This window comes from Paenibacillus sp. EB106-05-06-XG162 (assembly GCF_058791655.1).
Window position 1 is genome coordinate 71,375 of sequence record NZ_JBYTDT010000012.1, and the last position, 25,862, is coordinate 97,236.

Genomic DNA, 25,862 nt, shown 5'->3' on the forward strand with positions numbered 1-25,862 from the left:
ATCTCAATATAGTGAAATAACCAGTAACAATTGTCCAAACAAAGTGGGGTCAGCCTTCATTTTCATCACATAACGTGTACTCAATAACTAAGATCGGAACGACAGCAGATATATATACCCATGAGTCAGCTTCGATCAGTCGAGCAGCTGTCGATCGCCTAGAAGCCCTAAATCCAAAACAAAGAAAAATTGCACCATGATCCGCCCCATGTAGCAAAAGGAGTTAACCGCATGTCGAAAAGAACGCAAGAAAAAATCCCTTGTGGCGCAAGGGATTAAGTAATTGATTTATCGGAGCGGGTGATGGGAATACTCCCTCCGTCTCGTCAGCCTCAAATCTTGGCTGCCTCGAACAGCTTCGGGACGCTCGCCCTGGTTCACTCGTGCATTTCGCACGATCTCGCCTAAGGGCGGTACTCAACTCGAATGATCCACGGAACTATCCGCTCCTCGATCATATAAGTGTTGACGCTCGTCCACCGTGACCGCTATTCACGGTCACGAAGTCGACGGTCGAACCCACATTTGTGGCTTCGCTTCCCACACTGCCGCTCCAAAATCAAAAAGCCAGCCAATGGGTGGCTGCTTATTATCATACTGGAGCGGGTGATGGAAATACTCCCTCCGTCTCGTCAGCCTCCAATTTCGGCTGCCTCGAACAGCTTCGGGACGCTCGCCTGGACTCGATCGTGCAGTGCGCACGATCTCACTAACAGACGGTACTCAACTCAAATGATCCTTAGAACTATCCGTTCCTCGATCATATAAGTGTTGACGCTCGTCCACCGTGACCGCTATTCACGGTCACGAAGTCGACGGTCGAACCCTTACCGTGGGTTCGCTTCCCACACAGCCGCTCCAAAATCAAAAAGCCACCCATAAAGGGTGGCTACTTTTAATTTTTTACTGGAGCGGGTGATGGGAATACTCCCTCAGTCTCGTCAGCCTCAAATCTCGACCGCCTCGAACAGCTTCGGGACGCTCGTCTGGACTCGATCGTGCAGTGCGCACGATCTCACTAACAGACGGTCGAACCCACATTTGTGGCTTCGCTTCCCACACAGCCGATCCAGTAAACTAAAAAAGCCACCTCACGGTGGCTGTTTATTATCATACTGGAGCGGGTGATGGGAATCGAACCCACGCTATTAGCTTGGAAGGCTAAAGTTCTACCATTGAACTACACCCGCGCGACCTTTAAAAAGGATAAATGGTCGGGATGACACGATTTGAACATGCGACCCCCTGGTCCCAAACCAGGTGCTCTACCAAGCTGAGCTACATCCCGATACTGCGGTGCTTCTAGTATGTCACCATTGCGGCGACAAGTAATAATATATCACGGTTGATTATTGTTTGCAATAGTTTTTTTGAAAAAAATTTGGAACGACCTTCATCATAGAATAAGGCCGTTCTCAATCGCATAACGCGTTAACTGAACACGATTCTCTAAATGCAATTTCTGCAATATATTTTTGAGATGATTCTTTACGGTATGCTCTGATATCTTCAACACCTCGGCTACCTCGCGATTGGACTCGCCCTTCGCGACCCGCTCCAGAATCTCCTTCTCCCTCGCGGTCAATGGATTCAGCGCGGCTTCAGGCTTCAGCTCACGCGGCTGAAACTCCTGCAATAACCGGAATGCCAGCTCCTTCGACATCGGAGCTTCATCAATCGCAATCGCCCGCAAATATTCATGCCAAGCGGATGGCTTGAGGTTCTTGAGCAAATAACCTTGCGCCCCCCGCTTCAATGCCTCGAATAAATGTGTAATATCATCCGAGACGGTGACCATAACAATTTTGACGTAAGGATACGCGGCTTTAATATGTTTGGTCGCTTGCAGTCCATCCATCTCCGGCATGGAAATGTCCATCAAAATTAAATCCGGCATGTACTGCGATGTCAATTCGATCGCCTCAAGCCCGTTCTTCGCTTCGGCAACGACCTCGAATTCAGGATCAATCGATAGAATATCCCGCATCCCTTCACGACCATGTGCATGGTCATCTACAATCAACACTCGAAACGCCTTCATTCCGTTTCCTCCTTTCCTTTCTGAATCCGAACCACCGTAAATCCCTCTTCACGCAGAAACGCAAGCTTCCAGCCCATTTGCCCTGCGCGATCCTTCATCATTTGCAACCCGTATTTCCCTTTAAGCTCATAAGGATATTCTGTGAATCCTCGCCCATTGTCTTTCAACTCGCACTGAAATCCATCGCTATTCGATTGGCCTGTCAACCATACCTTCGTCGCCTGCGCATGCTTCTGAACATTCATCAGCGCCTCACGCAGGCAGGCGAACAGCTCGATCTTTTCCTTGGCCGATAGCGGGTCTTCGGACAGCTGCCATTGGAGATGGACTTCCACACCAGTCTCGCGCTTGAATTCCTCAATCATCGTCAAGAGCGACTGCGACCAAGGCAAATCCGCAGCTTCTGGTTCGGTCTGCAGATTGCCGATCGCTTGTCTTACATCCTCATAGACATATCGCACCTTCTCGCGGAGCTTGTCCAATTTGTCGTTACGCTCCTGGTCAGACTTCGCCATCTCCAATTGGTCGAGTTTCACCGAGAGCATGAACAATGATTGCGAGATGCCATCATGCAGCTCACGCGCAAGCTTCTCGCGTTCTTGCAACGCCGCCTTGACCATCCGCTCTTCGTTCAGCTTCTCTTGTGTCTCTTCCATCTTCTTGAACAAGCCGCGCATCATCGTAATCGTCACCAAGAATACGATCACCGTGGCGAGCACATTGCCTAACTCCATCGAGATATAAGGCAGCAAGAACGTATGCCGCGCATACTCCCAGAGCCCAATCGTAATCGTCGGGATGCATAATATCATCCATTTAAGCGATTTATAAGACATGAAGCCTCATTTCCTTTATTCGTTGTTACCGCGATTCCCTCAACCTTGAAGATACACAAGCCGAGCTGCACCGACAATCCCTGCGTGATCGCCGAGCTGTGCAGGAACAATCGGAACGGTCTCCGAATCTCGATACACCTGCATCACTTTATTATTTACTGCAGATCTAATTCTGTCGAATAAAAATTCGCCTTGTGCGGTAATCGCGCCCCCAATAATCATCGCCGAAGGATTAAAAATATTCAAGAGGTTCGCAAGCCCAACGGCGATAAACTCCGAATAATTGTCAACGATCTCAAGCGCAGCTGCATCGCCTTGCCGTGCAGCTTCGAACAGCAGCTCCGGCGTGCCAAAGTCTGGACCACCCTGCTCTGCTGCGGTCTTCATCTGCCTAATCAATGCCGTTACAGATGCATATTGCTCATAACAGCCCGCGTTGCCACAGTTGCAAGACACACCACCGTGAACAATCACTTGATGGCCCACTTCTCCTGCGTATCCATCTCTACCTCGGAATGGCTGCTTATTCAGAATGACACAGCCTCCAACACCCGTGCCAAGCGTAATGCACACAAAGTCGTTCCACGCTTGCCCTGCTCCTATCCAAGCTTCTCCCAAAGCGGCTGCATTGACATCGTTATCAACCACGGCTGGCAGTCCCGAGACTTGTCGTACCCATTCTGCCGACAGTGCATCCGCCCATCCCGGCAAATTGCCCGTAGCACCCGTCACGCGACCCGTGCTATGCTGCACCTGCCCTGCCGTCCCAACCCCAACGCCAAGGAGCTGAACATCCAGTTCCTCCGCCTTCGCAATCAAAGAACGGATCATCTCCTGCAATCGATTAAGCAAAGAGGACGATCCGCTCGCTGCCTCGGTCGGCATTCTGTCCGTATAGCATAGTTCACCGTTGTCCAAGGCGATTCCCGCCTTAATGTTCGTACCACCAATATCGATCCCAATTGAGCCTCTCCGCATCTCATTCTTCCCCCTTCAGCGCCACAATTTAATATAGTTTATCCATAACCGCCTTCGCCGTCCGTTCAATGGCACGATTCGTCTGTTCCTTACACTGTATTGAAGTTGCCGTCGTTAGAATATCGAGCACATGAATTTGCGTAATCTTCGATTTGAACGCTCCGCCTTCTAGCGGATTTTCCTTGGTATACGAGAGCAGCACCGCATCCGCATATTGCGTAATGGGAGATTTGGCATGGCTCGTAAGACATACGAAAAACGCTCCATTCTCCTTCGCGGATCGAACCGTATCTACCACATCCTTCGTGCTCCCTGACGTAGACACCGCAAACAACACATCATTCGGACGCATTAATGTCGCGGCCATCGCCATCACATGCGAATCGGTTATACACTCCGTATTGAAGCCGAGCCGCATGAATCGATACTTCGCATCCTCAGCCGTATAGGCGGAAGACCCCACGCCGATAAAATAGATTTTACCCGCCCGCTGCATCGCATCGATCGCTTTCTGCATTTCTTGCGTATCTAATAGCGCTAATGTATTCTCCAAAAACGACTTATTCTCCGACGTGATCTTACTAGCAATGGTAGCAAGGGAATCATCCTCGTGAACATCTCCATCTTCGCTTGTTACGCGATGAACCAGTTCTTGTGCAAGAGACAATTTGAACTCCTGATAGCCTTGAAAACCAAGCTTCCGACACAACCGAAGGACGGATGTGTCTCCCGCTCCTGCTTTTTCCGCCAAATCAGTCAACGTCGCATAGACTACGGTCTCTGGTTCACTTTTAATATAATCTGCAATCTTCTGCTCGGTACGAGACAATGACTTATACATGCTATCGATCAGTACTAACGTATTCGATCCTTCATTTCCTTTGTTCAATGCTATTCGTTCTCCTTTATTCCGATGCGGCTCTTCGACTTTCATGGATTGTATCGACGAATCGCTCGGTTATGCTCTGTGGTCTCGTAATCGCTCCACCGACGACAACAGCATACGCACCCATCTGGAGCATTGCCGCTGCCTGTTCAGGCGTGTTAATGCGTCCTTCAGCAAACACAGGAATAGGCACTTGCTTCGATAATTCCTGAACGAGTTCCATATCAGGTCCTGCAATCGCTGGACTGTAATCGGTATAGCCAGATAGTGTTGTCGATATAATGTCAAAGCCAAGACGATAAGCCTCAAGGCCTTCTTCAAGGGTCGAGATATCCGCCATCAATAGACACGAATAATTAGCCTTCACCTTCCGGACAATATCCTCCAACTTCTCGCCATCCGGTCTCTCCCGTAAAGTCGCATCCATTGCTACGATGTCCGCCCCTGCCTTTACAACCGCTTCGACATCGTTATATTTCGGGGTTATATAGACTTCTGAATCTGGATAATCGCATTTCCAGAGGCCGATAATCGGTAAATCCACTTGCTCCCGGATTGCAGCAATATCTACAGGCGAATTCGCCCGAATACCTGCTGCTCCACCGCGTGCCGCGGCTACAGCCATCTTGGCCATCACATCACTCCCATGCAAGGCTTCCCCCGATAATGCCTGACACGAGACAATCAATTTCCCTGCAAAACGTTGAATAAGATCCTGTCGATTCATTTTATACACGTCCCAGCTGATAGATTTGGTGAACAACGTAGACTCAATAGTTTTTCGGAGTTATCCTCCATTTTTCATGCCAATAACGGTCGTTTCCTCCAAATCTTATCATCGCCAGCACGCACTGTAAACCATTTTTATACACAAAAAAACGAGGGCGAATGAGGGCGAGCCCCTTACTACAAAGGGTCCTCGCTTCATCCACACTCGTTCTCTAGCATGGCACATATCTACCGGATACTGCGCGTTGAATCTCTAACAATGAGCTCTGGCTGCAGCTTGACGATCGTGTTCCGTTTGCTTGTGCCTTGAATTTGCTTCATGATTAGATCGACAGCTGTCCTCGCAATCTGCGTCGCAGGCTGCCTAACCGTCGTTAAGTGCGGCCTGAGCGCCTCCGCAAGATACTGATCATCGAATCCAACGATTGATACTTGATCCGGCACACGGATTCCCGCTTCGGACAATGCATTAATCGCACCAAAGGCAAGATTATCATCCCCAGCAAAAATGGCCGTCGGCAGCCGATCCTCTTGAATCCATTTCCGAACAATATCATACCCCTCTGCAATCGAAAATTCTGCTTCCTCCACGATAAAAGGTTCTAATCCAGCTTCTGATAACGCGCGAAGAAAACCTTTCTCACGGTCAATGGAGCTTCGGAATACATGCGGCCCACGAATATGCGCGATACGCGTATGGCCTAATTCAATCAAATATTTCGTTGCATCATATCCACCCTGATCATTGTCGACGATCACACTGGAAACGGACGGAATGTTCAGCTGGTTATCGACCAGTACGAAGGGAAGCTTTCTTTTCTTCAATTCCGTCACGTAATCCAACTCATGAATCGGTGAGAGGATGATAAGGCCATCCACACGCTCTTCTTGAATCAAGTAAGGATTCTTATCTTCTTTATCCTTGGATACAGACAGCACCAGGAAATATCCATGTGATTCTAATTCTGATGTAATCTCATGCATAATTTCATCCAGAAAAGAGTCATGTAATGTCGTTGCAATGAGACCGACGATACGTGTCTTCCCGCGAGCTAGCGTTCTTGCAGCCGCATTTGGAACATAGTCCAGTTCCTTGACAGCATCGAGCACCCTTTGCCGATTTTTCTCGCGAACAGAAGGTGAATTATTCAGAACCCGGGATACCGTGACGACGGATAAACCTGATTTTTTTGCCACATCAAAAATACTGACCTTCATCACGATTCTCTCCACCCACTATAGGGCAAACCCTATTTATTCAGACGCTTCAACAATTTTGTGATTTTATCTTGGATGCCAGGCAGTGCCGCTTCAACCTTCTGATCTCCATTCTGAACGGACTGGAATTCATTAATGAGCAGCTCGTTCAATTGCGAATAATTCGAGATTAGATGATTATACGATTCGACACCATATTTGTTAGCACCTTCATACACTTGCTTGATCACTTGAGGATCAACACCCTCGAAGCTATTATAATATTTCTCTTTGGCATTGTCATTGACTGGAGGCGTTCCGCCGCTTAACTCAATCGACTTTTCCTGTACCTCTGTCGTGAGCATGTATTTAATGAACTCATATGCTTCTTTCGGGTGCTTGGAATCTTTCAAGACGAACAATGGATCAACATAGAGCACGCTGCGCACGTCTTTGTTCCCACCAATCGGTACCGCTGCAACACCGACTTTGAAGTTAAAGTCCTTCTGACTTGCTAGACTCCATGAACCAACAACCGACATTCCGATTTTACCAGAGAGGAACGGATCGCCGAATTGTCCGGCTACGGCTTTGGAGAAGGCAGGAGGAGGTGCTACCTTCTGATCCCAGATCAGCCCAATCCACTTCTGGTAGGCTGCGATCGCTTCAGGCGAGCCGAAATACGTCTCGCTTGGCTTGCCGCCATTCGTCCACGCGTCATCCGAATACACTTTGGCGCCGAAATATGCCGGACGCATATCGAGTTCGCCCCATCCGAAATCGACACCATACTGCGTCTTCGTAATATCATCGGATACCACCGTTAATTTCTTCGCCAGCTCAATCATTTTGTCGAATGTCCAGCTCTTATCTTCATAATCCGATGGCGGATACGATACGCCCGCTTTGTCGAACATATCCTTGTTATACAGCATCAACGTGACGTAGTTGTTCGAAGGAATACCATAGGTCTTGCCATCCACTTTATAGATGTTCATCAATTCGTCTTGAATACCGTAATCCGATGCCTTAAAGTTATCTGCCTTCATAATATCCGTAAGATCTGTCAGCAGCCCCTTATTGTAATATTCCATAAAGCCGCCATAACCGAAGTGGGATGTGATGTCTGGCGATTTTTTGGCAGCAATATTCGCTTGCAGCTTGGAATCAAATTGCTCGTATGGTGCTTTATCGACTTTGACTTTAATGTTCGGGTGTTTGCTCTCGAAATCTGGAATCAACTTCTCCACGAACGTGCGGTCCGGCGAATCAATCGTATAGTACGTAATCGTCACGGGATCCGAGCTGCTTCCTTCCGAAGAACCACCCTTCCCACATGCAGACAAGAAGAGTGTTAATAGCATCGATGTTGCTAACAAAACAAACCACAATTTACGACCATTTTTCATTCTTATATCCCCCTTAGCAATTTGTACAATTTGTATACATGAATGAATCGAAGAACAATTATTTAATACCAGTAAGTACAATCCCTTCGGTAAATCGTTTCTGCGCAACAGCGAACAACGCCACAACAGGAATAACCGCCATAATCGCAGCACACATGAGCAAGTTCCAAGGTGCTATTCGGAATTTCGAAGAAATCATGGCCGCCATTCCGATCGGAAGCGTGAATTTCTCCTGCGAATTCAAATACAAGACCGGAGCCAATAGATCATTCCAACTCCATACGAAGGAGAAGATTGCAACCGTCGCAAGTGCGGGACCAGACAACGGTAAGGCAATACTGCGGAACATCCTCAGTTCTGACGCGCCATCGATTTTGCCGGAATCATACAGCTCATTCGGTAAGGTATTAAAGAACTGCCGCAATAAGAAAATTTGATACGCGGACCCGAAAAAAGCTGGAACAATTAACGGCAAGAACGTATCCATCCAATTCATTTCCGAAAACAATAAAAATTGCGGGATCATAATCGCCGGATAAGGCAGCATCATCGTCGAGATCATCAACATAAACATGAGATTCCGGCCTTTACCTCGGTATCGCGAGAATCCATAGGCGACAACGGCCGATGAGAAAACGGTTCCAATAACCGTCAACACAGCAATGATGATACTGTTCTGATACAGCACGCCGAATTTAATTTCATCGTTCGTGAACAATTCCTTGAAATTCTCCCATTGAAATGATTGCGGGATCCACGTTGGCGGAAATAACAGCATTTCACTTTTGGTCTTGAGTGACGTCGAGATCATGAAAAAGATCGGTGAGATCATCGCTGCCGTACACACAATCAGAATAAGGAATGCGAGCCCCCGGCTGATGAGTTGTCTGTTCATCATGATTATTTGCCCCCCTCGTAGTACACATAGCGATTAGATGTCTTCATGATGATATACGTGATGATCAATACAGCGATGAGGAGCAGCCAAGCCATGGCAGACGCATAGCCTAACCGGAAGTTCTTAAAGGCAGATTCGTATAAATGATAGACGTAAAATCGCGTGGAGTAATTCGGACCGCCTTGGGTCATAACATATGCTGGCGTAAACACTTGGAAGGATTCGATAATCGCCATGATGAGTTGGAACAAGAAGATCGGAGAAATCATCGGGAAGGTGACGTTCCAGAACGTAGACCACCGACTAGCGCCATCAAGCTTCGCGGCTTCTAACAAACTTGCAGGTACACCTTGTAGTGCTGCGAGGAAGATCAGCATCCCTGCACCCATTCCCCAGAAGGACATAATAATTAACGCCCACAATGCGAGGTGCTCATCCAAGAACCAGAGCTGAGGCTTCACCCCGAACCATGACAAGATGTAGTTGAAAAATCCGATTTGGGGATTGAAGATCCAGAACCAGAGCAAGGACATTGATACCCCGGACACCATACTGGGGAAATACATGGCTGTTCGGAAGAACCCTTTGGCTGGAATTTTCTGATTGATCAGCATGGCGAAGATTAACGATAGAATCAGGGTAAGCGGCACACTAATAATCGTGTACTTGAAGGTGACCCAAATGGATTTGTAGAACAAATCGTCTTGGAATAGTTCTTGATAGTTCGCAAGACCAACGAACTTCGGCGAGCTGATGATGTCATAATCCGTGAAGCTGTAAAAGAGTGATGCTGCGATTGGGTACAATGCAAAGATAATAAATCCGATAAGCCACGGCATAATAAAAAGATAGAAATAAAAATTCTCCCTGCCGGATGCGGATAATTTCATCCCGCCACCCTCCCCCTTTATATTTTTAGTAACATCAAAATTAAAGGGCTTTAACTTTTGAATACAAAAAAAGCCTTTAACTAAAGGGGTAACACAGCGTAAGATTTACAGTAAATACTTTGAATCTATCATTAGATACAAGGATTACTTCGAATCTAGCGATTCATGCTGGATAAACTCCTGAAAGTTAAAGGGCTTTAATTTTGATGTATATCAGTATCATATCACCAATGGATAAAATTTCAATAATTTTTTTCGAAAAATTAAAATGAACTTTTTTTAGAAGTTGCACGTAATATTAATGAATGACTTAGAGAAAAATACATAACAAAAGGAGCTGGTCACATGATCGTTGTAACAACAGAGAATATTGCCGGTCACGAAGTGGTTGAAGTCCTTGGTCCTACGTTTGGCGTTGTCGTTCGCGCACGAGGGATTGGCGGAGATATCATGGCATCCCTAAAGGGGCTTGTCGGTGGAGAAGTCAAACAATATACGCAAATGATCGAAGACGCGCGTCGCCAAGCGATGGATCGGATGGTACAGAACGCGCATGCTATGGGCGGAGATGCCATTGTCATGATGCGATTTGACAGCGGTGAAGTCGCGCAGAATATGAGTGAAATCGTGGCCTATGGTACGGTAGTCAAAGTGAGACGCTTGCCATGATATGGCTCTTCGGCTATTGGGGATTCCAAATTGTTCTTTTCCTGATCCTCTTATGGCTGAGCTGGGCATATTATGACAAGCGGTATCGCAGCAAGTCCAGTCAAGACAAAAGCCCGCTCTATTCCGGGGACTATATCAAAACGAATGAAATATTCGTCGATCCGAAGGATGGCTTGACCTATCAAGTTTACTTCAACCCCAAGACCGGCGAACGTGAATACGTCGTCATTGATGATAAATGAATATCGAACTTATTCGTACCCTATGTAAAATGGAGCCGCGCATTGCGGCTCCATTTTTATTACATTTCCTTGATGTCCAGCTTTTCCTTACACGTTAAGATACGCCTGTAACTGACTGACCGGATTCAGTACAGCACTCCCATGACATACTTCAAGCTGTCTTGGCTTCAGTTTTTCTACAATACGTGCGCTCTTCATGGCCTGATCCATATCGGCGGTGAACATTGGCATCGGACGTTTCAATTTGCTCCCACTGCGATTGGAAGTGAATAGATCTCCTGCGAGCAAGATCTCATCGCCTTCATGATAGAAGACGACGTGTCCTGGCGAATGCCCAGGTGCGAAATAGGGTGTAAGCCCACCGACTGGTAATAATTCTCCTTGCTCATTCACAGGCAACGGCTGAGCGAGTCCGCGTTTCACATTGAACTCCATCTTCTTACGGCGCGGATACATCCGCTCACCTTCCATATATGGAATCTCTTCTGCATAAGCAAAGACCTTCGCGCCTGTCTCCTCCACAATTGCATCAATGACACCCACATGATCAATATGTCCGTGCGTCAATACAATCGTGCGAATCGGTCCCTTATTCAATTGTTTGACATGCGCCAATACCCCTTGTGCCATGTTCTTCATTCCCGCATCTACTAGTGTCCAGCCACCTTCCGCCTCATCACGGACTAACCACACATGAACAGGAATGAACGGGAAAATGAGCCATCCTTTACCTCTCCAAATTTGCTCCGATACTTGTGTCCACTTCATATTATTACTCTCCCTTTACTGTAAATTGTTGAATCATTCCCGCGATCATGACATCCATTGTTGTCTCAATGATTGGTGTAAGACGTTCCATCAGCACTGGCGTGCCCTCTTCATTATCGATATACGTATGCACAATTCCCATTAACATGTAGAAATAGATTCGTGAACAAGTAAGGCGCTGCTCTGCTGTAAGCTTACTTGGTAAATTCGTGATAAGCACCTCTTCAAGTTGGCGGTAAATATCAAGACGCAGCTGATTGAGCGGCAATTCAGGTTCAGCTTCATCCACTCGAACAGACCTGATTGTAATCAATACGGATGCGATGCTGCGATGCTTCAAGCAGAACGCAATCCATTTCATACTGATCTGCTGCAGCACGCTGCGTGACTCGTTCCCGGAGTGGAGTAGTTTATGCGCTTCCGTTTTAAACTCCGTAAGGGGTGGGATCACCAATTGATGCAGCAGATCCTCCTTATCCTTGCAATGCATATAGATCGCCGTATGTGAACATCCTGCCTGCTTGGCAATTTCTCTCATCGTAACTGCTTGAAAACCCTTCTCTTCAAATAACTCCCCTGCAGCACGCAGGATCCGTTGTTTTGTCTCTTCAGCACGTGTACCTTTTATTTTCGATGGTGTCTGATTCACCAGGAAACCTCCTCAACTTCGTAACTAACCATTGGTTACTAACCGTTGGTTATATATTATGCGACACCAATTATTTTGTCAACCCATTTTATAGAAATGCAATTTGACGCACCAAAACATCATCGAAAGTTGCACGTTACATAGAAGATGATTATTTATCACAAAATAGAAAAAACATAACATACGGGAGTGACTGCTACAATGTCCAAGAAATCTCGAACTCACCGCCTACGAACCTTATTGATGTTGACATGTATTTGTCTTGTATTCACTTCTTGCAGCAAACCAATGGATCATCCCAAAACCTACAACGCCTCTGGCAGCTTTCACGATCAGGTAGTCCTCACGGAGAAAGACGGTACCGTATGGGTCCCTGTCAAGCAAGCGGTTCAATCCTTAGGTTTCCAACTGCATGAGACAAGAAACCGGACCCTGATCGGATACACTGATCCGATGTACGAGGTACAGACCGACAATTTGGAAGCCACATCCCTCGGCTCGCCTGTTACCTTAAGTCAAGCGCCAGTTCGCCTAAAAGGTCGATTATATATGTCGACGAATGCCTTGTCCGAACTCTTGCAGACGAAGATGTATTGGAATAAAAATCAACGCAAAATGATCATCGGCAATTTACAAGACAAAGGACCAATCAATTCCCATATAAAAACGCAAAGTGTTCATGGAATCCGTCCACTTAGTAATGGAGGCACGAATCCTGAGGCGGTTGTCAATTATGCGCGTAACTATCTGGGGACACCTTATGATTTTGGAGCTCAGCCGTATGCCCAATCCAAAAAATTCGATTGTTCCTCTTTTACTCAGCATGTGTTCATTAATTTCGGGGTTAGTTTACCACGTCTCGCAAGGGATCAAGGTAACATGGGAACACCTGTCACGAAGAGCAATATGGCGACGGGCGACCTCGTATTCTTCCGAGTACCTGGTCGATTCAACGATGCTAGCATTCCAGGACATGTTGGTATTTATATGGGGAATGGAAAAATCATTCATACCTGGGGAGATCCCGGCGTCCAAATCAGCAATATAACCTCCGGGCATTGGGCGGAGACTCTGTTATTCATCCGCAGAGTATTGTAGGAAGCGCACAAAAAAAGGACATGATCTCAGTGAAATGTACCCCATAGAGTAGACACCTAAAAAAGGTCTACCCTTCGGGGTACTTTCTATATACGAAAGAAATAAAAGTTCGGGGAGAAAACCAGATGGACTTACAGATACACGTAAGGGGAGCTCAGGTAGACCTCACAAAACAGAGACTTTTCAGAAATAAAAAAAGCAGCCCATGTGAACTGCTTTCTTATTTCCACCTATTTGAAACCTACAATTACAGAGTACCCTAAGGTGTGCTGACCTCTACCGGATCTGAGTTGATCCTAGTTCCAACGGCTCTCACGATAAAATCATACTTATTCGCTGCATTTATATTGTTAACCGTGAAGCTGTAATCCGTTTTACCGGCTACCGCGGGTACATAAATACTCCAGTAAGCTTTGACCTTGCCATTCTTCTCATAGATTCTATAGCCTCTTACGGGTTCACCTCCAGCTATAGGGGGCTTCCATGAAATAACGGCTTTATTGCCGCTAACCCCTACACTCGCAGCCTCCACCTTCGCAGGTTTCGTGTCCGTTCGCTTGATTCCGTAGTGATCATATGCCTTCACGCCATTATCACCTGACTTCTCATCACTCTTCGCTGCGGTATAAGCCGTAAACTGAAGGACATCACTTGAGACCGATACATCTGTAAACATTTTTTTGAACGGCTGCTTATTAACCGCTGCAAAGAAATCATTGTAACCCGGATACTTTTCATAAAATTTATCGCCGAATGCGTTGGACATGAGATAAATCGTGCCTTTAGGATTAATCGCATTCCCTTGCGCATCGAAGGTCAGTTGATTCGTAGGGATGGCTTTGTCGCCAATCATCTGGAATGACCTCATATACATATGATCATGCGCTTCAAACACCATATCGATTCCCATTTCATCAAATACAGGAATCAGGACTTTTCTGTAAAATTGAACGCGGTCATCTTCCCACTCGCCTGCGTTGTCCCCTGCTGAGTAGGGTCCTTTGTGGAACGTAACAAATTTCCATTTCGCATCACTTTTCGCTACGACGTATCTCATCCATTCGAGCTGATCCGTAAATTGCTGATCCACAGATTGCACACTGCCATTGCTCGCTAACTTGCCGGCGTATTGGGAGTTGAACACAAGGATTAGCGCATCTCCATATTCGAAGGAATAGACGGAACCATCGTCCGTATTGGCTATGACCTTCTTAGGTAAATTGAAATGGTTATAGAAGTTAGCGTTCGGTGTGGTCTCATCGCCGTCATAATCCTGAACCTCATGGCCTCCCAGAACAGGAACAATCGGCACATTCAGCAGTTCATTCGGCGGAAGGCCTAACATCCACTGCCATTGCTCTTCCAAATCTCCATTATCTACGAGATCCCCTGCGTTAATCAGAAATTTAGGGTCACCAATCGTTGCAATGGCTTTTCGGAATGTATCTGCCCATGGCTCAAAGTCTGATTTACTTGAAGCTTGTGAATCAGATCCAACTATAAAACGAAATGGCTGATTGCCAAGTGCATCGGTCTGGAACTTGCCGATAGCGCTCCAACTATCTGCTGATCCACTACCCACACGGTATTTGTACACCGTCCCTGGTGCCAGGTTGTTAGCAATCGCTTTATGCGTTATAAATTTCTTCTTCTTATTGGACGTCCGGTCAGCCTTCGTTACAAAAGTCTGGATTTCTTCTGCGCTGCCTGTAAATACCAAGGCTTCATTCTCGGGGAAATTGCTTCCTTGCACTTTACTAGCTTCTACGACCTGTACGACCGAGTTCGTCATTACATCTGTATACCATGTGAATGCACGGGTTGTCTTGGAATCCCCATGAAATGTCATGTTAATCAGCTTCGGTACTGAAGGAGGACTCGTCGTGCCCTGAATCGTAAAACTCCATGAAATATCACTTGCAAGTAAAACCTGGTCATCTCTTCCCTTGATGAGTGCCTTGGGCACTTTGACGGTGTACGTTTTCCCGTTCACAAACGCAGGATGCTGGATGTTCAGTGTATTGTTATTAATAATTTCAGAAGTAACCGAATCCAACGATACATTGGTGCTATCTACAATGGTGACGCTCACTCCCGAATTGATCGCGACAGGTTTATTGAAGGTCACCGATACTGGAGCTGCCACCGCCACATTGGTTGCACCGGCTGTTGGCGTCTTTGATAGGGCTTCTGTTGGAGTGCCCACAGGACCACCCGTTATCGCGCTTCCTGATATGCGTATCTCCTTGATTCTGCTGGAGCCCGTGCTGCCAATCCCACTCGATCCGTTGGTATTGGTATTTGAACTCACGATCCAACGGATGTGCAGTACATCCTGATCATTCGCATTCGATGGTAGGGGAACTTCCACCAACTTACACGTATTACTTGCACAATTGAAGCTGGAGACGACCATCTTCAACGTTGTATTCGGTACATCCGTCCATGTGGTGTTGTTCGTGCTGATTTGGACTTTGAAATCACGGGGGCCGGTACCTGAAGAGTTCTGCTGTGAAGATAACGTGATATTGTCATAGCCTTTCGTAGACACAGTCGCCTGCCAGTATTTCGTTCCATTCCCATTATTCCAGCCCTGATAACTTATCGCTTTCTGGCTGCTGTCGTAATCCTCGTAATAACCACCTATGTTCCGAAATGTGGATGTGGTCTTGAATTTCCCATCCGTTGCCTGGAATGCTCCATTCGTTCCTGCATTTGCGAAAATCCATTCAGCTAGCTTCGTTTTTTCCAGCACACCTGCCCCGGGAACTTCAGAACCTTCAGGATCGGTTGGTGGGTTCGGAGGTGTCACTTCAGTAGGAGGATCTGTTCCTGTTAATTCTCCATGAACCGTGATACTGATGAGTTGGCTTGATCCATGCTCACCGATCGTCGACCCCGAGGTGCTCACATCTGAGTTGACGACCCAACGAATATATAATAGGTCTTGATCATCTGCAATATTTGGGAGCGAAACGTTATTTAATTGCGTTGCTGTATCTGCATGTAATACAAGATCCGGCAGCTCCGTTCCTTCGCCTGTGATGTTCGTCCAGTTTTGTTGATCTACGCTGATTTGTACCCTGAAATCCCGGGGGCCCGTCGTCCCCTTACCTTGTTGCGCTGAAGATAAGGTAATATGGTTATAGTTCTTCGTTGGAACGGCAGCAAGCCAATATTTGTCCTTCCCCGTTTCTTGATGCCATCCTTGATAACGTATTGCGTTATTATCACTATTCCAATCATAAGATGACCCAGGAGGGACAGAGTGCAACATAGATGTTTTTTTATACACGCCATCACTAGCAGGGAATATTCCAAGATCCGTTGGGTTGGACGTGTATTTCCATTCTGCGATCGTGACCGGAGCCACGCTACCCTCTGCGGACATGAATCCGTTTAACTGCAATGAGATGAATACGATAAACGCCATAAACAATGAAATGATTCGCTTCGTTTTTCTACCCCAAATTGTATTCATTTGTATCTCCTTCACTTTTCATAATGGCCTTTCTTTTCCTATCTCCCTCCAAGACCTCCCTTCAAAATAAATCCCCTGACAGAAACCAAAAATTTAAGCGCTTTAACTTTTGAACAATAAAAATGTTGCACATATAACAGTTGCCATCATGCGCTTTTAATATATTGTGTTTCTCATATAATAAGAACATGAAATCAGATGTATTTATTTCGAAAAAATACCACTGCCAAAATCAACAGTGATATTTATTCTCCATTCAACTTGATTATAGAAAATCAGACACCAAAACAGTAAGCCAGACGTTCGTTATCCTTGACGGATCGTCCTATCAGCCTTCCGTCGTTCTTGTTCTGATCAGCGTATCAACACGTTGATCCATCTGATCCATATAAGCGCGAACCTCTGGGACATCCTTCTGTTCACCTTGATCCTTCACATACAACTGATCCTTCGATAGCTTTAGAACGGCGAGGAATTCCTTGACCATATCTCCAGTTAGCGTGTTCTCACGATCCTGTGCGAGCTTCTGCAATTCTTGCTTCATCTCCGCCTGAATCTTGAACGTCTCCCAATCGTATGTCGGCGTATTATCCAACCCGAACAAGATCATTTGCAGTTCATTCAAATACAGCTGCTTGATCCGGTCATAACGGGGGGAATCTGGATAAGAAGTCAGAAACTTCTCTGCATGCAGTGTCCTCTGAATCAGATCTTCGCGAGGAATAAAGAGGCCCGCATCCTTTGCAACAGGCCGATTGGAATCGTCCGCCATTAATGTGATATAGTCTTGCATTGGTTTCGATACACTCGGTTGGAAAGACTTTAAAGCTTCATAATCCACGACAGGGAAGATCATCCCTTCCTCTGATTCTAGCTTATATTTCCCTTTCAGTAGATTCGATAATAGATCCTTCAGATCAGCATCCTTCCATTGCGAAGCTTGTTCCAAGGTGATCGGTAGCGTTAATTTTACCAGCTTTTGCTGCACTTCGGGACGACTCACTTGCGTTTCGGCCTCTTGCAGATGAGCTCCATAAAAACCTTCAAGCAGCATGAACATTTGATCTGCTTGTTCTGTCGTAGCCCCTTTCATGTAGCGCTCCGTTAAGCCCACAGCATCGGCTGCATCCTTCGTCTGCGACAATTCCTTCTGCAGCAAAGCTTCCAGCTTCTCTTGTGGCTTCGTCTCGTTGTCTTTCGGTGTTTCCTTGGGCGGCGTTACGATTGGCGTCGAAGAGACGTTATTCGGGCTAGCCCCTGGGTTGGAACTGCACGCCGAAGCTGACAAGAACGCACAACATATAGTAATTATGAACATGTATCGTCGCAAAAGTTATCCCTCATTTCTTGATGAATCTGAGATACGCACTAGACGCAGAAGAATGGTAGTTTGTTTCAATTTCAATATACAATTGGGCATAAGAAAAGCCATGAACTCGTATGTTTACGAGTAGCATGGCTTTCGTTTTATGATTTAGGTTTTGTGATTGCCGTTTCCGGAGTCGTTAGGCGGTCATAGAAATCAACAGCCTTATCTTTATCATCCGATGCACGAAGCGCCATCGCAGAGCGTGGATGCTCGTCCAATGTTCCCGTGATCATGTAAGGAATGATATAGCCCCACTCTTCACGCTCACGAAGCGGAACCATGTAGCGCTCAATGATATCAAGCACCGGACGCAAGGAATACTTGCTGTGCTTCAGATGCGTTACAAGAAGCTCTGTCGGGCAGTTCCCAGCGGCACGGCCCATACCGTATACCGACGCATCAAGCAATTCAACGCCTAGCTCCGCAGCAATGAGCGAATTGGAGAATGCCAATTGCATATTGTTGTGCGTATGCACGCCAAGACGTTTGTTCGGCAAATGGAGCTTGAACTTCTCAACGAGATGTTCGATATCGTTATGATCCAGGCTGCCATAGGAATCGACGATATAGACAACATCCACGACACTTTCCCTGATCATCTCGAACGCTTCGAGCAGCTCATGCTCCATAACATTCGACAAGGCCATAATGTTCAGCGTCGTCTCATAGCCAAGATCATGGAATTTCTGCACCAAATCAAGCGCTTTATCGACGTCTTTGCTGTAGCATGCAACGCGGATTAGATCCAGCATGCTCTCGCTGCGAGGTAGAATGTCGTTCTCATCCACGCGACCGATATCGACGAGGGCTGATAATTTCGTATTTCCTTTTTGCGGGATGACTTTACGAAGGAAATCATCATTTAGGAAACGCCAAGGTCCGACTTCATCGGCGCCTTTTAATAATTTCGGGGAGTTCTTGTAGCCGATTTCCATATAATCAACGCCTGCTTCATTCAATCCAGCATATAGATTCTGAACAAATTCGATGCTGAAGTCCCAATTATTCACTAGGCCGCCATCACGAATGGTACAATCGACGATTTTACAATGATTTGTCTTCATTAAGCTTGTCTCCTTTGATCCTCTTTTTCATTTCCTTCCATTCTACTTGAATTAGTGTGGTAAATCAAAAGGATTTTCGGCAATTTCCTCAGGGTTTCGACGCAAATTCGCCAAAAAAAAGGATGTTCATTCTCCGGCAAACATGTTATAGTGAAAATGTTCACAATGATAACTATTCTCAATTACTATAAGAAACAAGGGTGACTTTCGATGAACAGCCAAGCAATTCTAAACCTAGCCAGCGTTGCCCCAGGTTCAACCGTGCGCATTCATAGCTGTGCCGATCTCCATGTCCTCGTAAGCAGGAGGCTGCTCGATTTGGGCATTACCATTGGATCAGAGATCCACATGAAACGGAAAGCGCCTTTCGGCGGGCCAATCACTTGCGAATCGAACGGGCAGATGTTCGGTATCCGCAGACAAGAAGCGAAGAAAATCGAGGTGATCTTGGTATGAGAACGATTGCTTTAGCTGGTAATCCGAATACCGGGAAAACCTCATTGTTCAACACCCTCACGAAGTCCTACGAATATGTCGGTAACTGGTCTGGTGTGACGGTCGAAAAGAAGGTAGGGCTACTGCGGAACAAACAGGGCCAACTCGTAGACCTTCCCGGCATCTATTCCTTACATCCGGTGTCCAGTGACGAAGGTGTTGCTGCGAATTTTCTACTTACTGAATCGCCGGATGCCGTGTTGAATATCATCGACAGCTCTCAGCTCGAAAGAAATTTCTATCTTACTGTACAGCTGCTTGAATATAACAAGCCCTTTCTCATCGGATTAAACATGATTGATGTCGCTAAGGCACGCGGCATTCATGTCGATACGGATAAATTATCCGACCTTCTGCAGGTCCCTGTTCTACCAATTGTCGCACGTACGGGACAAGGCACAAATCAAATGTTGAGTCATTTATCGGAGCCGAACCTGCCTGTAAGTCAGTTCCAAATTTCATATGGATCCATTGTCGAACAAGCAATAACGGCTTGTATCCGTGCGCTCCCTCAACAAGAGGAGTTGCCGAATCCTCGCTGGTTAAGCTTGCAATTTCTCGAGAATAACCCGGTTGTTATCGATAAGCTGACCAGCATCATTTCGATAGAACCATTGCGGGCTATCTACGAACAGGCCGAAGAGTCTCTTCGTGCATCGGGAGAAGGGCTGCACCTGCCGCAATTCATCCGCAGTGTGCGAATGGGCTTTATTCGACAGCTTATGGAGCAATGCGTAGACATAAAGCAATCTGAGGCCCATACGCTAACCGAGCGGATCGACGCGATCATAACGCATAAATGGCTAGGTCTGCCTATCTTCCTTGCTTTTATGTTCCTGCTATTCAAGCTAACTTTCGACTGGTTCGGTCAGCCCCTCTCCGATATATTGGACGGATTCATTGGCGGCCCGATCAGTGACCTAGTAAATCAAGCGCTGACAGCCGTTGGTGCTTCCGAGTTCACCCATGCATTGATCGTCGATGGGATTATTGCTGGCGTAGGCGGTGTTCTCGTCTTCGTCCCACAAATTTTCATGCTGTTCTTCTTAATTTCATTAGTTGAAGACTCCGGATACATGGCTCGCGTGACCCTTGTGATGGATCGCGTCATGGAGATGGTAGGACTCAACGGCAAAGCCTTTATTCCTTTTATTATTGGATTTGGCTGCAATGTGCCGGCGGTGATGGCTGCGAGATCGATCGAGCAGCCGAAGGAACGGCTTGTTACGACGCTGCTCACCCCGCTCATGTCTTGTTCGGCAAGGCTGCCGGTCTATAGTCTGTTCGCTGGTGCATTTTTCATCAGCAACAAAGCGGTCGTCGTCTTTTCGTTATATCTGCTTGGTATCGTCATGGCATTAGTCTTAGCCAAGTTGTTCACGCATTTATTCTATACAGGGGAGAAGTCGATCTTCGTCATCGAGATTCCGCCCTACCGCATGCCTCAAGCCCGCTCCTTGCTGCGTAACACGTGGGAAAAAGGGAAAGGCTTCATCCGTAAAGCCGGTACATTCATTCTCGGGGGATCGGTCGTGATCTGGTTCTTATCCTATGCGGGACCGAGTGGGTTCGGCGTCGACATGGATCATAGCTTCCTTGCATGGATTGGGGGCCTATTCGCTCCTATTCTTGCACCTCTTGGATTCGGCACTTGGCAAGCGGGAGCATCTCTATTGACAGGGTTTATGGCCAAAGAAGTCGTCGTCTCTACCATGAACATCATCTATCATACACCGGATATGTCAGGCTTAGAGACACAGATCAAGCACGCGTTCACACCACTGCAAGCTTACAGCTTCATGGCCTTTATTCTCCTGTATGTCCCATGCCTTGCTACCGTAGGCGTCATCAGGAAAGAGACCGCTTCGATGCGCTGGACTTTATTCTCCATCGGATATGGGCTAACGCTCGCTTACATCGTCTCCGTGCTTATCTATCAGATCGGACAATGGATGGGGTTCGCGTAATGGACAATTCCTATGTTGAAGGAGCGAAAATGAAATGGTGGATATTCTAATTGTGTCAGTGATCGTCCTCTATGCTGCATGGACATTATATCGATTCTTCCGCAAGAGCAGACAAGGAGCGTGCGCTTCCTGTTCACAGAATAAGTCATGCCAGATGAACCAATGTTCGACGCCGGCGTCACAGCAATCTGGCTCTAAGGAGATATAGTAAAGGGAGGAAGAGCTTGCCATCAGCTCTTCCTCCCTTTATTTACTGATCTTCCTGTGACATGAAGAGCTCCGTAATGGTACGGACCATCTCCCCTGTCGCCCCTTTGCTATCAATCCCACAATCACGCATCAGAAATGCCGTACCACCTGTATCCAAGTGAATCCACGGGAGTCCTTCCGCAAATGTGCCAATAAATAAGCCCGCTGTAATCGTCGCACCGTGTGAACCCGTGCTATTACGTAAATCGGCAACATCACTTTTTAGCATATCCCAGAATTCTTCGTATGCAGGCAATTGCCACACCTTCTCGCCCGTCCGTCTGGAAGCAGCGATGAATTCCTGTAAGAACGTCTCATCATTCGTTACCGCGCCGGTTGCCACATCGCCTAGCGCAACGAGCACCGCACCTGTAAGCGTCGCCACATCGATGAGCTTGGTCGCCCCAAGCTGCTTTGCATAGGTCATGCCGTCTGCAAGAACAACACGACCCTCTGCATCCGTATTCAGAATCTCAATGGTACGTCCGCTGAGTGTCTTCACGATATCCCCGGGTTTAAAAGCACTCGATGATGGCATATTCTCTGCCGATGGGATCACTGCAATGACATTTATTCGAGGACGCAGCTGCGCAATCGCCTGCATGACACCAAGGACAACAGCCGAACCGCCCATATCGCTAATCATCTCTTCCATCCCTGAGGCTTTCTTCAGCGATATCCCACCTGTATCAAAGGTAATGCCTTTGCCGACCAGACCGAATACATCCTCTACGTCGTCTGCGCCGTGGTATTTGAGCACGATCATGCGAGGAGGATTCGCACTGCCTTGCCCGACTGCGAGCAATCCGCCCATCCCAAGGTCTGCAATCTGCTGCTCATCCAGAATATCAACTTCAAGCTGATGTGCGTTCGCAATGGTCACCGCTTCTTCAGCAAGCAGCTTCGGCACGAGGATATTGCCTGGCACGTTCGTCAAATCTCGAGCCATATTCGTCGCTTCTGCAACGATCTGCCCTGTGCGTACACCATCCATCCAGTCTTCTGTAGCGTCTTCCAAGCCTGCAGATTCACGTAGATAGATCAATTCCGATACACCCTGATATTTAGGTTGGTCCCGGTGATATTTCTTCATCCGATATGCGCCGTGCAAGAATCCTTCAGTCAGTGCACGAGCACATGTATAAGAAGGTCGATCGGTCACAATGACCTCGTGTACAGCAGGTACGATCCAAGCAACAGATGCTGACTTCAACTTTATGACCGCTCTGCCTGCAGCCTGCGCAGCTCGCCTCAGCACATCCGGTTGCAGCTCACGACTTCCAAGTCCCACGAGCATCACCGTCTTGAGTTGGAAAGCGCCGCCGACCGGCATCGAATAGATCTGATTGGGTTTGGCTTCGAATAAGCCTTGGGCTGCAGTCGCCTGCAATAGCGCATCCAAATCCGGATGAATGCTTCCCGACTTCAACTGTTCTTTGCGGATTGGCCAGATGATGACTTCCGTCTGCGCACTTGCTAACCCGGTCATCGCATCACACCGTATCGTTGTTTTCATGGTTGTCTGATCACCAGTCCTTCATCGTTTATGCTTCATTATATTCACAATTATGCCCAGTAATCGATTATACGCTGTATATTCGCAACAAAAAAGGCGGCAATTTGTCTGCCGACTTTCGTTTATTTTCCATGATCGGACGAAGATTTCGTATTGAAAAAGGCTCTTATAAGGTACAATTCCATTCTCCCTCATAAAAGCCTTTTTAATTTAAACTACCTCAAATTGCGCATTGAGCCACTGGCAGCGTAAGTATGAATTCAGTCCCGACACCAACTTGACTATCCACCTGTATCGAACCGCCGTGATTTTTGATAATCCGCTCACTAACCGACAGACCTAATCCAGTGCCTGATGGCTTGGTCGTATAGAACGGTTCGAATAGCTTCTTCTGTGCGAGCTTGCTCATCCCTTTGCCATTATCCCGAATCATGATTTTCAACTGTTCACCGGTGTTCTTCACCACAAGCTCAATAAGACCTGGCACTTGCTTCCCGGATTCACAGATCGCATCCATCGAATTTTTCATCAGATTCAGCATGACTTGCTTCATCTGCTTCACATCAATCGCTACTTGCCAATCCGTAATCGATTCCTCCAGTACTCGAATCTGACATCCACGCATCAACGCCTCACTCTCTATCAGCATGATGACCTCACGAAGCAGCGAATGAATTCCCATACAGGATTTCTCTGGTTTCGTAGGCTTGGACGAATTCAGAAATTCATAAATAATATCATTGGCGCGGTCGATTTCCGTTAGTATAATGCGCGTATATTCTTCCTTCCCGATCGCCATCAAATAGGGCTTCAATAATTGGATAAACCCTCGAATGGCTGTAAGCGGATTCCGAATTTCATGCGCAATCGCCGCAGAAATCTGTCCTAACATGACAAGCTTGTCCTGCTGATACGTCGTCTGTTCGACATCCTTATATACCGAGACGTCTTTGATCGTAAGCATGCAATACCCACCCATACGAACGGAGTTCGTGATCGTGATAAGCCAGTGCCGGTTGCTCACATCCATGAGTTCATACCGGGTCAGCTTGTGCCTGAGCACGGCTTTGGTCACTTGAACGATCATCGACCGGAACTCTCGCTTGAGCGCCGGGTGACGCATCAACTGCTTGAGCGAATAACCTTGCAGCGTATCCTCAGATATTTCGAGTAAACGTAGCAATTCCTGATTGGTGAAACATAATGTCCCACTCGAATCGAATAATAATACGCCGCTATCCAACTGCTGGAGTGCATTCTCATATACGTGGTTCCGAAGATCTACCGCCAAAGCTATACCTCCCTTAGCTAAAAATGCAACTTTATCACCATCATAGTAAAAAAATGGCAAATTGGTCAACCATAGATCCTGTCGAATTAGAGGTAGTTTTAGCGTATCACAAAAAAAATCTTACCTCGCAGGTAAGATTTAAATGAACGATGATAAATTCGATTAAGATTTGTTCTTCTGTAATAACCGCTGCTTCCGATGACTCATGACCGCGAGCCGTTTCTTCAGCTGCATCTGCCACGCTGTATCATTCAAATGCCCTGCGACCGTCAACAGATCAAGCGCCATGTCAATCTGTGTCTTCACCACTTCCAGTGGATCTTCATGTTCCGAATTGACACAATTTTCGTACATGTCCTTCTCTTCTTCAACCACATAATCTCGGAAATCCACCTCATCTGCCCCGTCACCATGAGCATATTCAGCTAATATTTCATATTCATTCTCCACCATGTGATGCACTTCAACCCGATAACAGACCGGACAGAACAGAAGAGGTACGTTGTGAATCTGGGTTTGAAAATGCTTCAAAGTTCCCTTCGTTCCCATCATACTCGCGCCGCAACAAAAACTCATTTTGACATCCTCCTCCTACAAATATTCCTTGTGGAATCCTCTGCAATGAATATTTCCATTCGCCCATGTCACAGGAGCTATATAACAAAGTCAAGCTGCACTTCGCGGTAAGCGTTTTCTTGTGTGTGCTTACAATCATATTCGCGATACACCGTTAGAATTCCTTTTTTCAAATATAAGAGCTTATCCGTTTCAACGATAAATTGTTCTTATATTTCCGAAGAAATGCTTATCGTTCCTTATAAGGACTACGAAGTCATTTCTTCTTGTGAAAGTTATAAACCCATTTTCAGCGACATATAGATGAAAGACAATTGCGAAAATAAGGAGGGAAAACCATTGTCCTTCATCATTCCGATTTGTTCCAAGCAGATTAGCTATCTGCTGTACAATGACAGCACCCATGAGCTGCATGCCCAATATCATAACGGTGAGATTAAATCTTTCACTTCCGTAACCAAGGACATCTACGATTCCTTAGTTCAATCCGAAAACCGTTATGACGACTTCATCCAGTTCATGGTAAGTGCGAAATGAATGATGTAACCCACGATTCCAGCGTAA

General features: G+C 46.6%; 24 protein-coding genes and 2 tRNA genes. 7 read left to right on the top strand and 19 right to left on the bottom strand.

Annotated features, from left to right (window positions below; translation table 11 throughout):
- Nucleotides 1-1,116: 1,116 nt before the first annotated feature.
- From AC3WU2_RS21995 to AC3WU2_RS22045, 11 genes are all read right to left on the bottom strand, one after another.
- Nucleotides 1,117-1,190, bottom strand: a tRNA-Gly gene (locus tag AC3WU2_RS21995).
- A 21-nt stretch (nucleotides 1,191-1,211) separates the two neighbouring features.
- A tRNA-Pro gene (locus AC3WU2_RS22000) sits at nucleotides 1,212-1,288 on the bottom strand.
- 108 nt (nucleotides 1,289-1,396) lie between these two features.
- On the bottom strand, nucleotides 1,397-2,041 hold the full coding sequence (locus AC3WU2_RS22005) for a response regulator (protein ID WP_492457152.1): 645 nt from the start codon (nucleotides 2,039-2,041) through the stop codon (nucleotides 1,397-1,399).
- Nucleotides 2,038-2,877 (bottom strand): sensor histidine kinase, encoded by an 840-nt coding sequence (locus AC3WU2_RS22010; RefSeq protein WP_492457153.1) that lies wholly within the window; start codon nucleotides 2,875-2,877, stop codon nucleotides 2,038-2,040. Before AC3WU2_RS22010 ends, AC3WU2_RS22005 begins: the two co-directional genes overlap by 4 nt.
- 39 nt (nucleotides 2,878-2,916) lie before the next feature.
- Nucleotides 2,917-3,855: an ROK family protein gene (locus tag AC3WU2_RS22015; protein WP_492457154.1), complete on the bottom strand. Its 939-nt coding sequence runs from the start codon at nucleotides 3,853-3,855 to the stop codon at nucleotides 2,917-2,919.
- Nucleotides 3,856-3,883: 28 nt separating this feature from the next.
- Nucleotides 3,884-4,744 carry a MurR/RpiR family transcriptional regulator gene (locus AC3WU2_RS22020; protein ID WP_492457155.1) on the bottom strand — a complete coding sequence of 287 codons (861 nt, stop codon included), beginning with the start codon at nucleotides 4,742-4,744 and terminating at the stop codon, nucleotides 3,884-3,886.
- Between the two features lie 16 nt (nucleotides 4,745-4,760).
- On the bottom strand, nucleotides 4,761-5,468 hold the full coding sequence (locus AC3WU2_RS22025) for an N-acetylmannosamine-6-phosphate 2-epimerase (RefSeq protein WP_492457156.1): 708 nt from the start codon (nucleotides 5,466-5,468) through the stop codon (nucleotides 4,761-4,763).
- A 230-nt stretch (nucleotides 5,469-5,698) separates the two neighbouring features.
- The gene (locus AC3WU2_RS22030; protein ID WP_492457233.1) at nucleotides 5,699-6,688 is read right to left on the bottom strand and encodes a LacI family DNA-binding transcriptional regulator; all 990 of its coding nucleotides are present in this window, start codon (nucleotides 6,686-6,688) and stop codon (nucleotides 5,699-5,701) included.
- 32 nt (nucleotides 6,689-6,720) lie between these two features.
- Complete coding sequence (locus tag AC3WU2_RS22035) at nucleotides 6,721-8,076, bottom strand: ABC transporter substrate-binding protein (protein WP_492457157.1); 1,356 nt, start codon at nucleotides 8,074-8,076, stop codon at nucleotides 6,721-6,723.
- 58 nt (nucleotides 8,077-8,134) lie between these two features.
- The gene (locus tag AC3WU2_RS22040; RefSeq protein WP_314585653.1) at nucleotides 8,135-8,974 is read right to left on the bottom strand and encodes a carbohydrate ABC transporter permease; all 840 of its coding nucleotides are present in this window, start codon (nucleotides 8,972-8,974) and stop codon (nucleotides 8,135-8,137) included.
- A 2-nt stretch (nucleotides 8,975-8,976) separates the two neighbouring features.
- Nucleotides 8,977-9,864 (bottom strand): carbohydrate ABC transporter permease, encoded by an 888-nt coding sequence (locus AC3WU2_RS22045; RefSeq protein WP_492457158.1) that lies wholly within the window; start codon nucleotides 9,862-9,864, stop codon nucleotides 8,977-8,979.
- A gap of 345 nt (nucleotides 9,865-10,209) precedes the next feature.
- On the opposite strand from AC3WU2_RS22045, the gene AC3WU2_RS22050 reads away from it, so the two are divergent.
- Both AC3WU2_RS22050 and AC3WU2_RS22055 read left to right on the top strand, forming a co-directional pair.
- Entirely contained in the window at nucleotides 10,210-10,533 is a 324-nt protein-coding gene (locus tag AC3WU2_RS22050; RefSeq protein WP_314585655.1) for a YbjQ family protein, read from the top strand.
- Nucleotides 10,530-10,775 (top strand): HD family phosphohydrolase, encoded by a 246-nt coding sequence (locus AC3WU2_RS22055; RefSeq protein WP_314585656.1) that lies wholly within the window; start codon nucleotides 10,530-10,532, stop codon nucleotides 10,773-10,775. The genes AC3WU2_RS22050 and AC3WU2_RS22055 overlap by 4 nt, the downstream gene beginning before the upstream one ends.
- A gap of 87 nt (nucleotides 10,776-10,862) precedes the next feature.
- Here the strand turns inward: AC3WU2_RS22055 and AC3WU2_RS22060 are convergent, their stop codons facing one another.
- Together AC3WU2_RS22060 and AC3WU2_RS22065 are read right to left on the bottom strand one after the other, a co-directional pair.
- Nucleotides 10,863-11,543, bottom strand: coding sequence for an MBL fold metallo-hydrolase (locus AC3WU2_RS22060; RefSeq protein WP_018756239.1), 681 nt, complete (start codon nucleotides 11,541-11,543; stop codon nucleotides 10,863-10,865).
- A 4-nt stretch (nucleotides 11,544-11,547) separates the two neighbouring features.
- Nucleotides 11,548-12,192: a TetR/AcrR family transcriptional regulator gene (locus tag AC3WU2_RS22065; protein ID WP_492457159.1), complete on the bottom strand. Its 645-nt coding sequence runs from the start codon at nucleotides 12,190-12,192 to the stop codon at nucleotides 11,548-11,550.
- A gap of 201 nt (nucleotides 12,193-12,393) precedes the next feature.
- Here AC3WU2_RS22065 and AC3WU2_RS22070 point away from each other — a divergent pair, with 201 nt between their 5' ends.
- Nucleotides 12,394-13,290, top strand: coding sequence for a C40 family peptidase (locus AC3WU2_RS22070; protein ID WP_492457160.1), 897 nt, complete (start codon nucleotides 12,394-12,396; stop codon nucleotides 13,288-13,290).
- A 259-nt stretch (nucleotides 13,291-13,549) separates the two neighbouring features.
- On the opposite strand, the gene AC3WU2_RS22075 is transcribed toward AC3WU2_RS22070, so the two are convergent.
- The 3 genes from AC3WU2_RS22075 to AC3WU2_RS22085 all read right to left on the bottom strand — a co-directional run bounded on the left by AC3WU2_RS22075 (nucleotide 13,550) and on the right by AC3WU2_RS22085 (nucleotide 19,204).
- A complete protein-coding gene (locus tag AC3WU2_RS22075; RefSeq protein WP_492457161.1) occupies nucleotides 13,550-16,771 on the bottom strand; it encodes a metallophosphoesterase in 3,222 nt (1,073 codons plus the stop codon).
- Between the two features lie 328 nt (nucleotides 16,772-17,099).
- The gene (locus AC3WU2_RS22080) at nucleotides 17,100-18,101 is read right to left on the bottom strand and encodes a hypothetical protein (RefSeq protein WP_492457162.1); all 1,002 of its coding nucleotides are present in this window, start codon (nucleotides 18,099-18,101) and stop codon (nucleotides 17,100-17,102) included.
- A 137-nt stretch (nucleotides 18,102-18,238) separates the two neighbouring features.
- Nucleotides 18,239-19,204 carry an aldolase catalytic domain-containing protein gene (locus AC3WU2_RS22085; protein ID WP_018756245.1) on the bottom strand — a complete coding sequence of 322 codons (966 nt, stop codon included), beginning with the start codon at nucleotides 19,202-19,204 and terminating at the stop codon, nucleotides 18,239-18,241.
- A 210-nt stretch (nucleotides 19,205-19,414) separates the two neighbouring features.
- Between AC3WU2_RS22085 and AC3WU2_RS22090 the strand changes: the two genes are divergently transcribed.
- The 3 genes from AC3WU2_RS22090 to AC3WU2_RS22100 are packed head-to-tail and all read left to right on the top strand — an operon-like array spanning nucleotide 19,415 to nucleotide 21,874.
- Nucleotides 19,415-19,660: a FeoA family protein gene (locus tag AC3WU2_RS22090; protein WP_492457163.1), complete on the top strand. Its 246-nt coding sequence runs from the start codon at nucleotides 19,415-19,417 to the stop codon at nucleotides 19,658-19,660.
- Nucleotides 19,657-21,666 carry a ferrous iron transport protein B gene (gene feoB, locus AC3WU2_RS22095; RefSeq protein ID WP_492457164.1) on the top strand — a complete coding sequence of 670 codons (2,010 nt, stop codon included), beginning with the start codon at nucleotides 19,657-19,659 and terminating at the stop codon, nucleotides 21,664-21,666. The genes AC3WU2_RS22090 and feoB overlap by 4 nt, the downstream gene beginning before the upstream one ends.
- A 34-nt stretch (nucleotides 21,667-21,700) precedes the next feature.
- Nucleotides 21,701-21,874, top strand: coding sequence for a FeoB-associated Cys-rich membrane protein (locus AC3WU2_RS22100; RefSeq protein ID WP_492457165.1), 174 nt, complete (start codon nucleotides 21,701-21,703; stop codon nucleotides 21,872-21,874).
- A gap of 42 nt (nucleotides 21,875-21,916) precedes the next feature.
- Here the strand turns inward: AC3WU2_RS22100 and AC3WU2_RS22105 are convergent, their stop codons facing one another.
- The 3 genes from AC3WU2_RS22105 to AC3WU2_RS22115 form a co-directional block, all read right to left on the bottom strand.
- Nucleotides 21,917-23,431: a leucyl aminopeptidase gene (locus tag AC3WU2_RS22105; protein ID WP_492457166.1), complete on the bottom strand. Its 1,515-nt coding sequence runs from the start codon at nucleotides 23,429-23,431 to the stop codon at nucleotides 21,917-21,919.
- A 220-nt stretch (nucleotides 23,432-23,651) separates the two neighbouring features.
- A complete protein-coding gene (locus AC3WU2_RS22110; RefSeq protein WP_492457167.1) occupies nucleotides 23,652-24,722 on the bottom strand; it encodes a two-component system sensor histidine kinase NtrB in 1,071 nt (356 codons plus the stop codon).
- 162 nt (nucleotides 24,723-24,884) lie between these two features.
- On the bottom strand, nucleotides 24,885-25,298 hold the full coding sequence (locus AC3WU2_RS22115; RefSeq protein ID WP_018756250.1) for a hypothetical protein: 414 nt from the start codon (nucleotides 25,296-25,298) through the stop codon (nucleotides 24,885-24,887).
- Nucleotides 25,299-25,637: 339 nt separating this feature from the next.
- On the opposite strand from AC3WU2_RS22115, the gene AC3WU2_RS22120 reads away from it, so the two are divergent.
- Complete coding sequence (locus AC3WU2_RS22120; protein ID WP_018756251.1) at nucleotides 25,638-25,835, top strand: KTSC domain-containing protein; 198 nt, start codon at nucleotides 25,638-25,640, stop codon at nucleotides 25,833-25,835.
- Nucleotides 25,836-25,862: the final 27 nt, after the last annotated feature.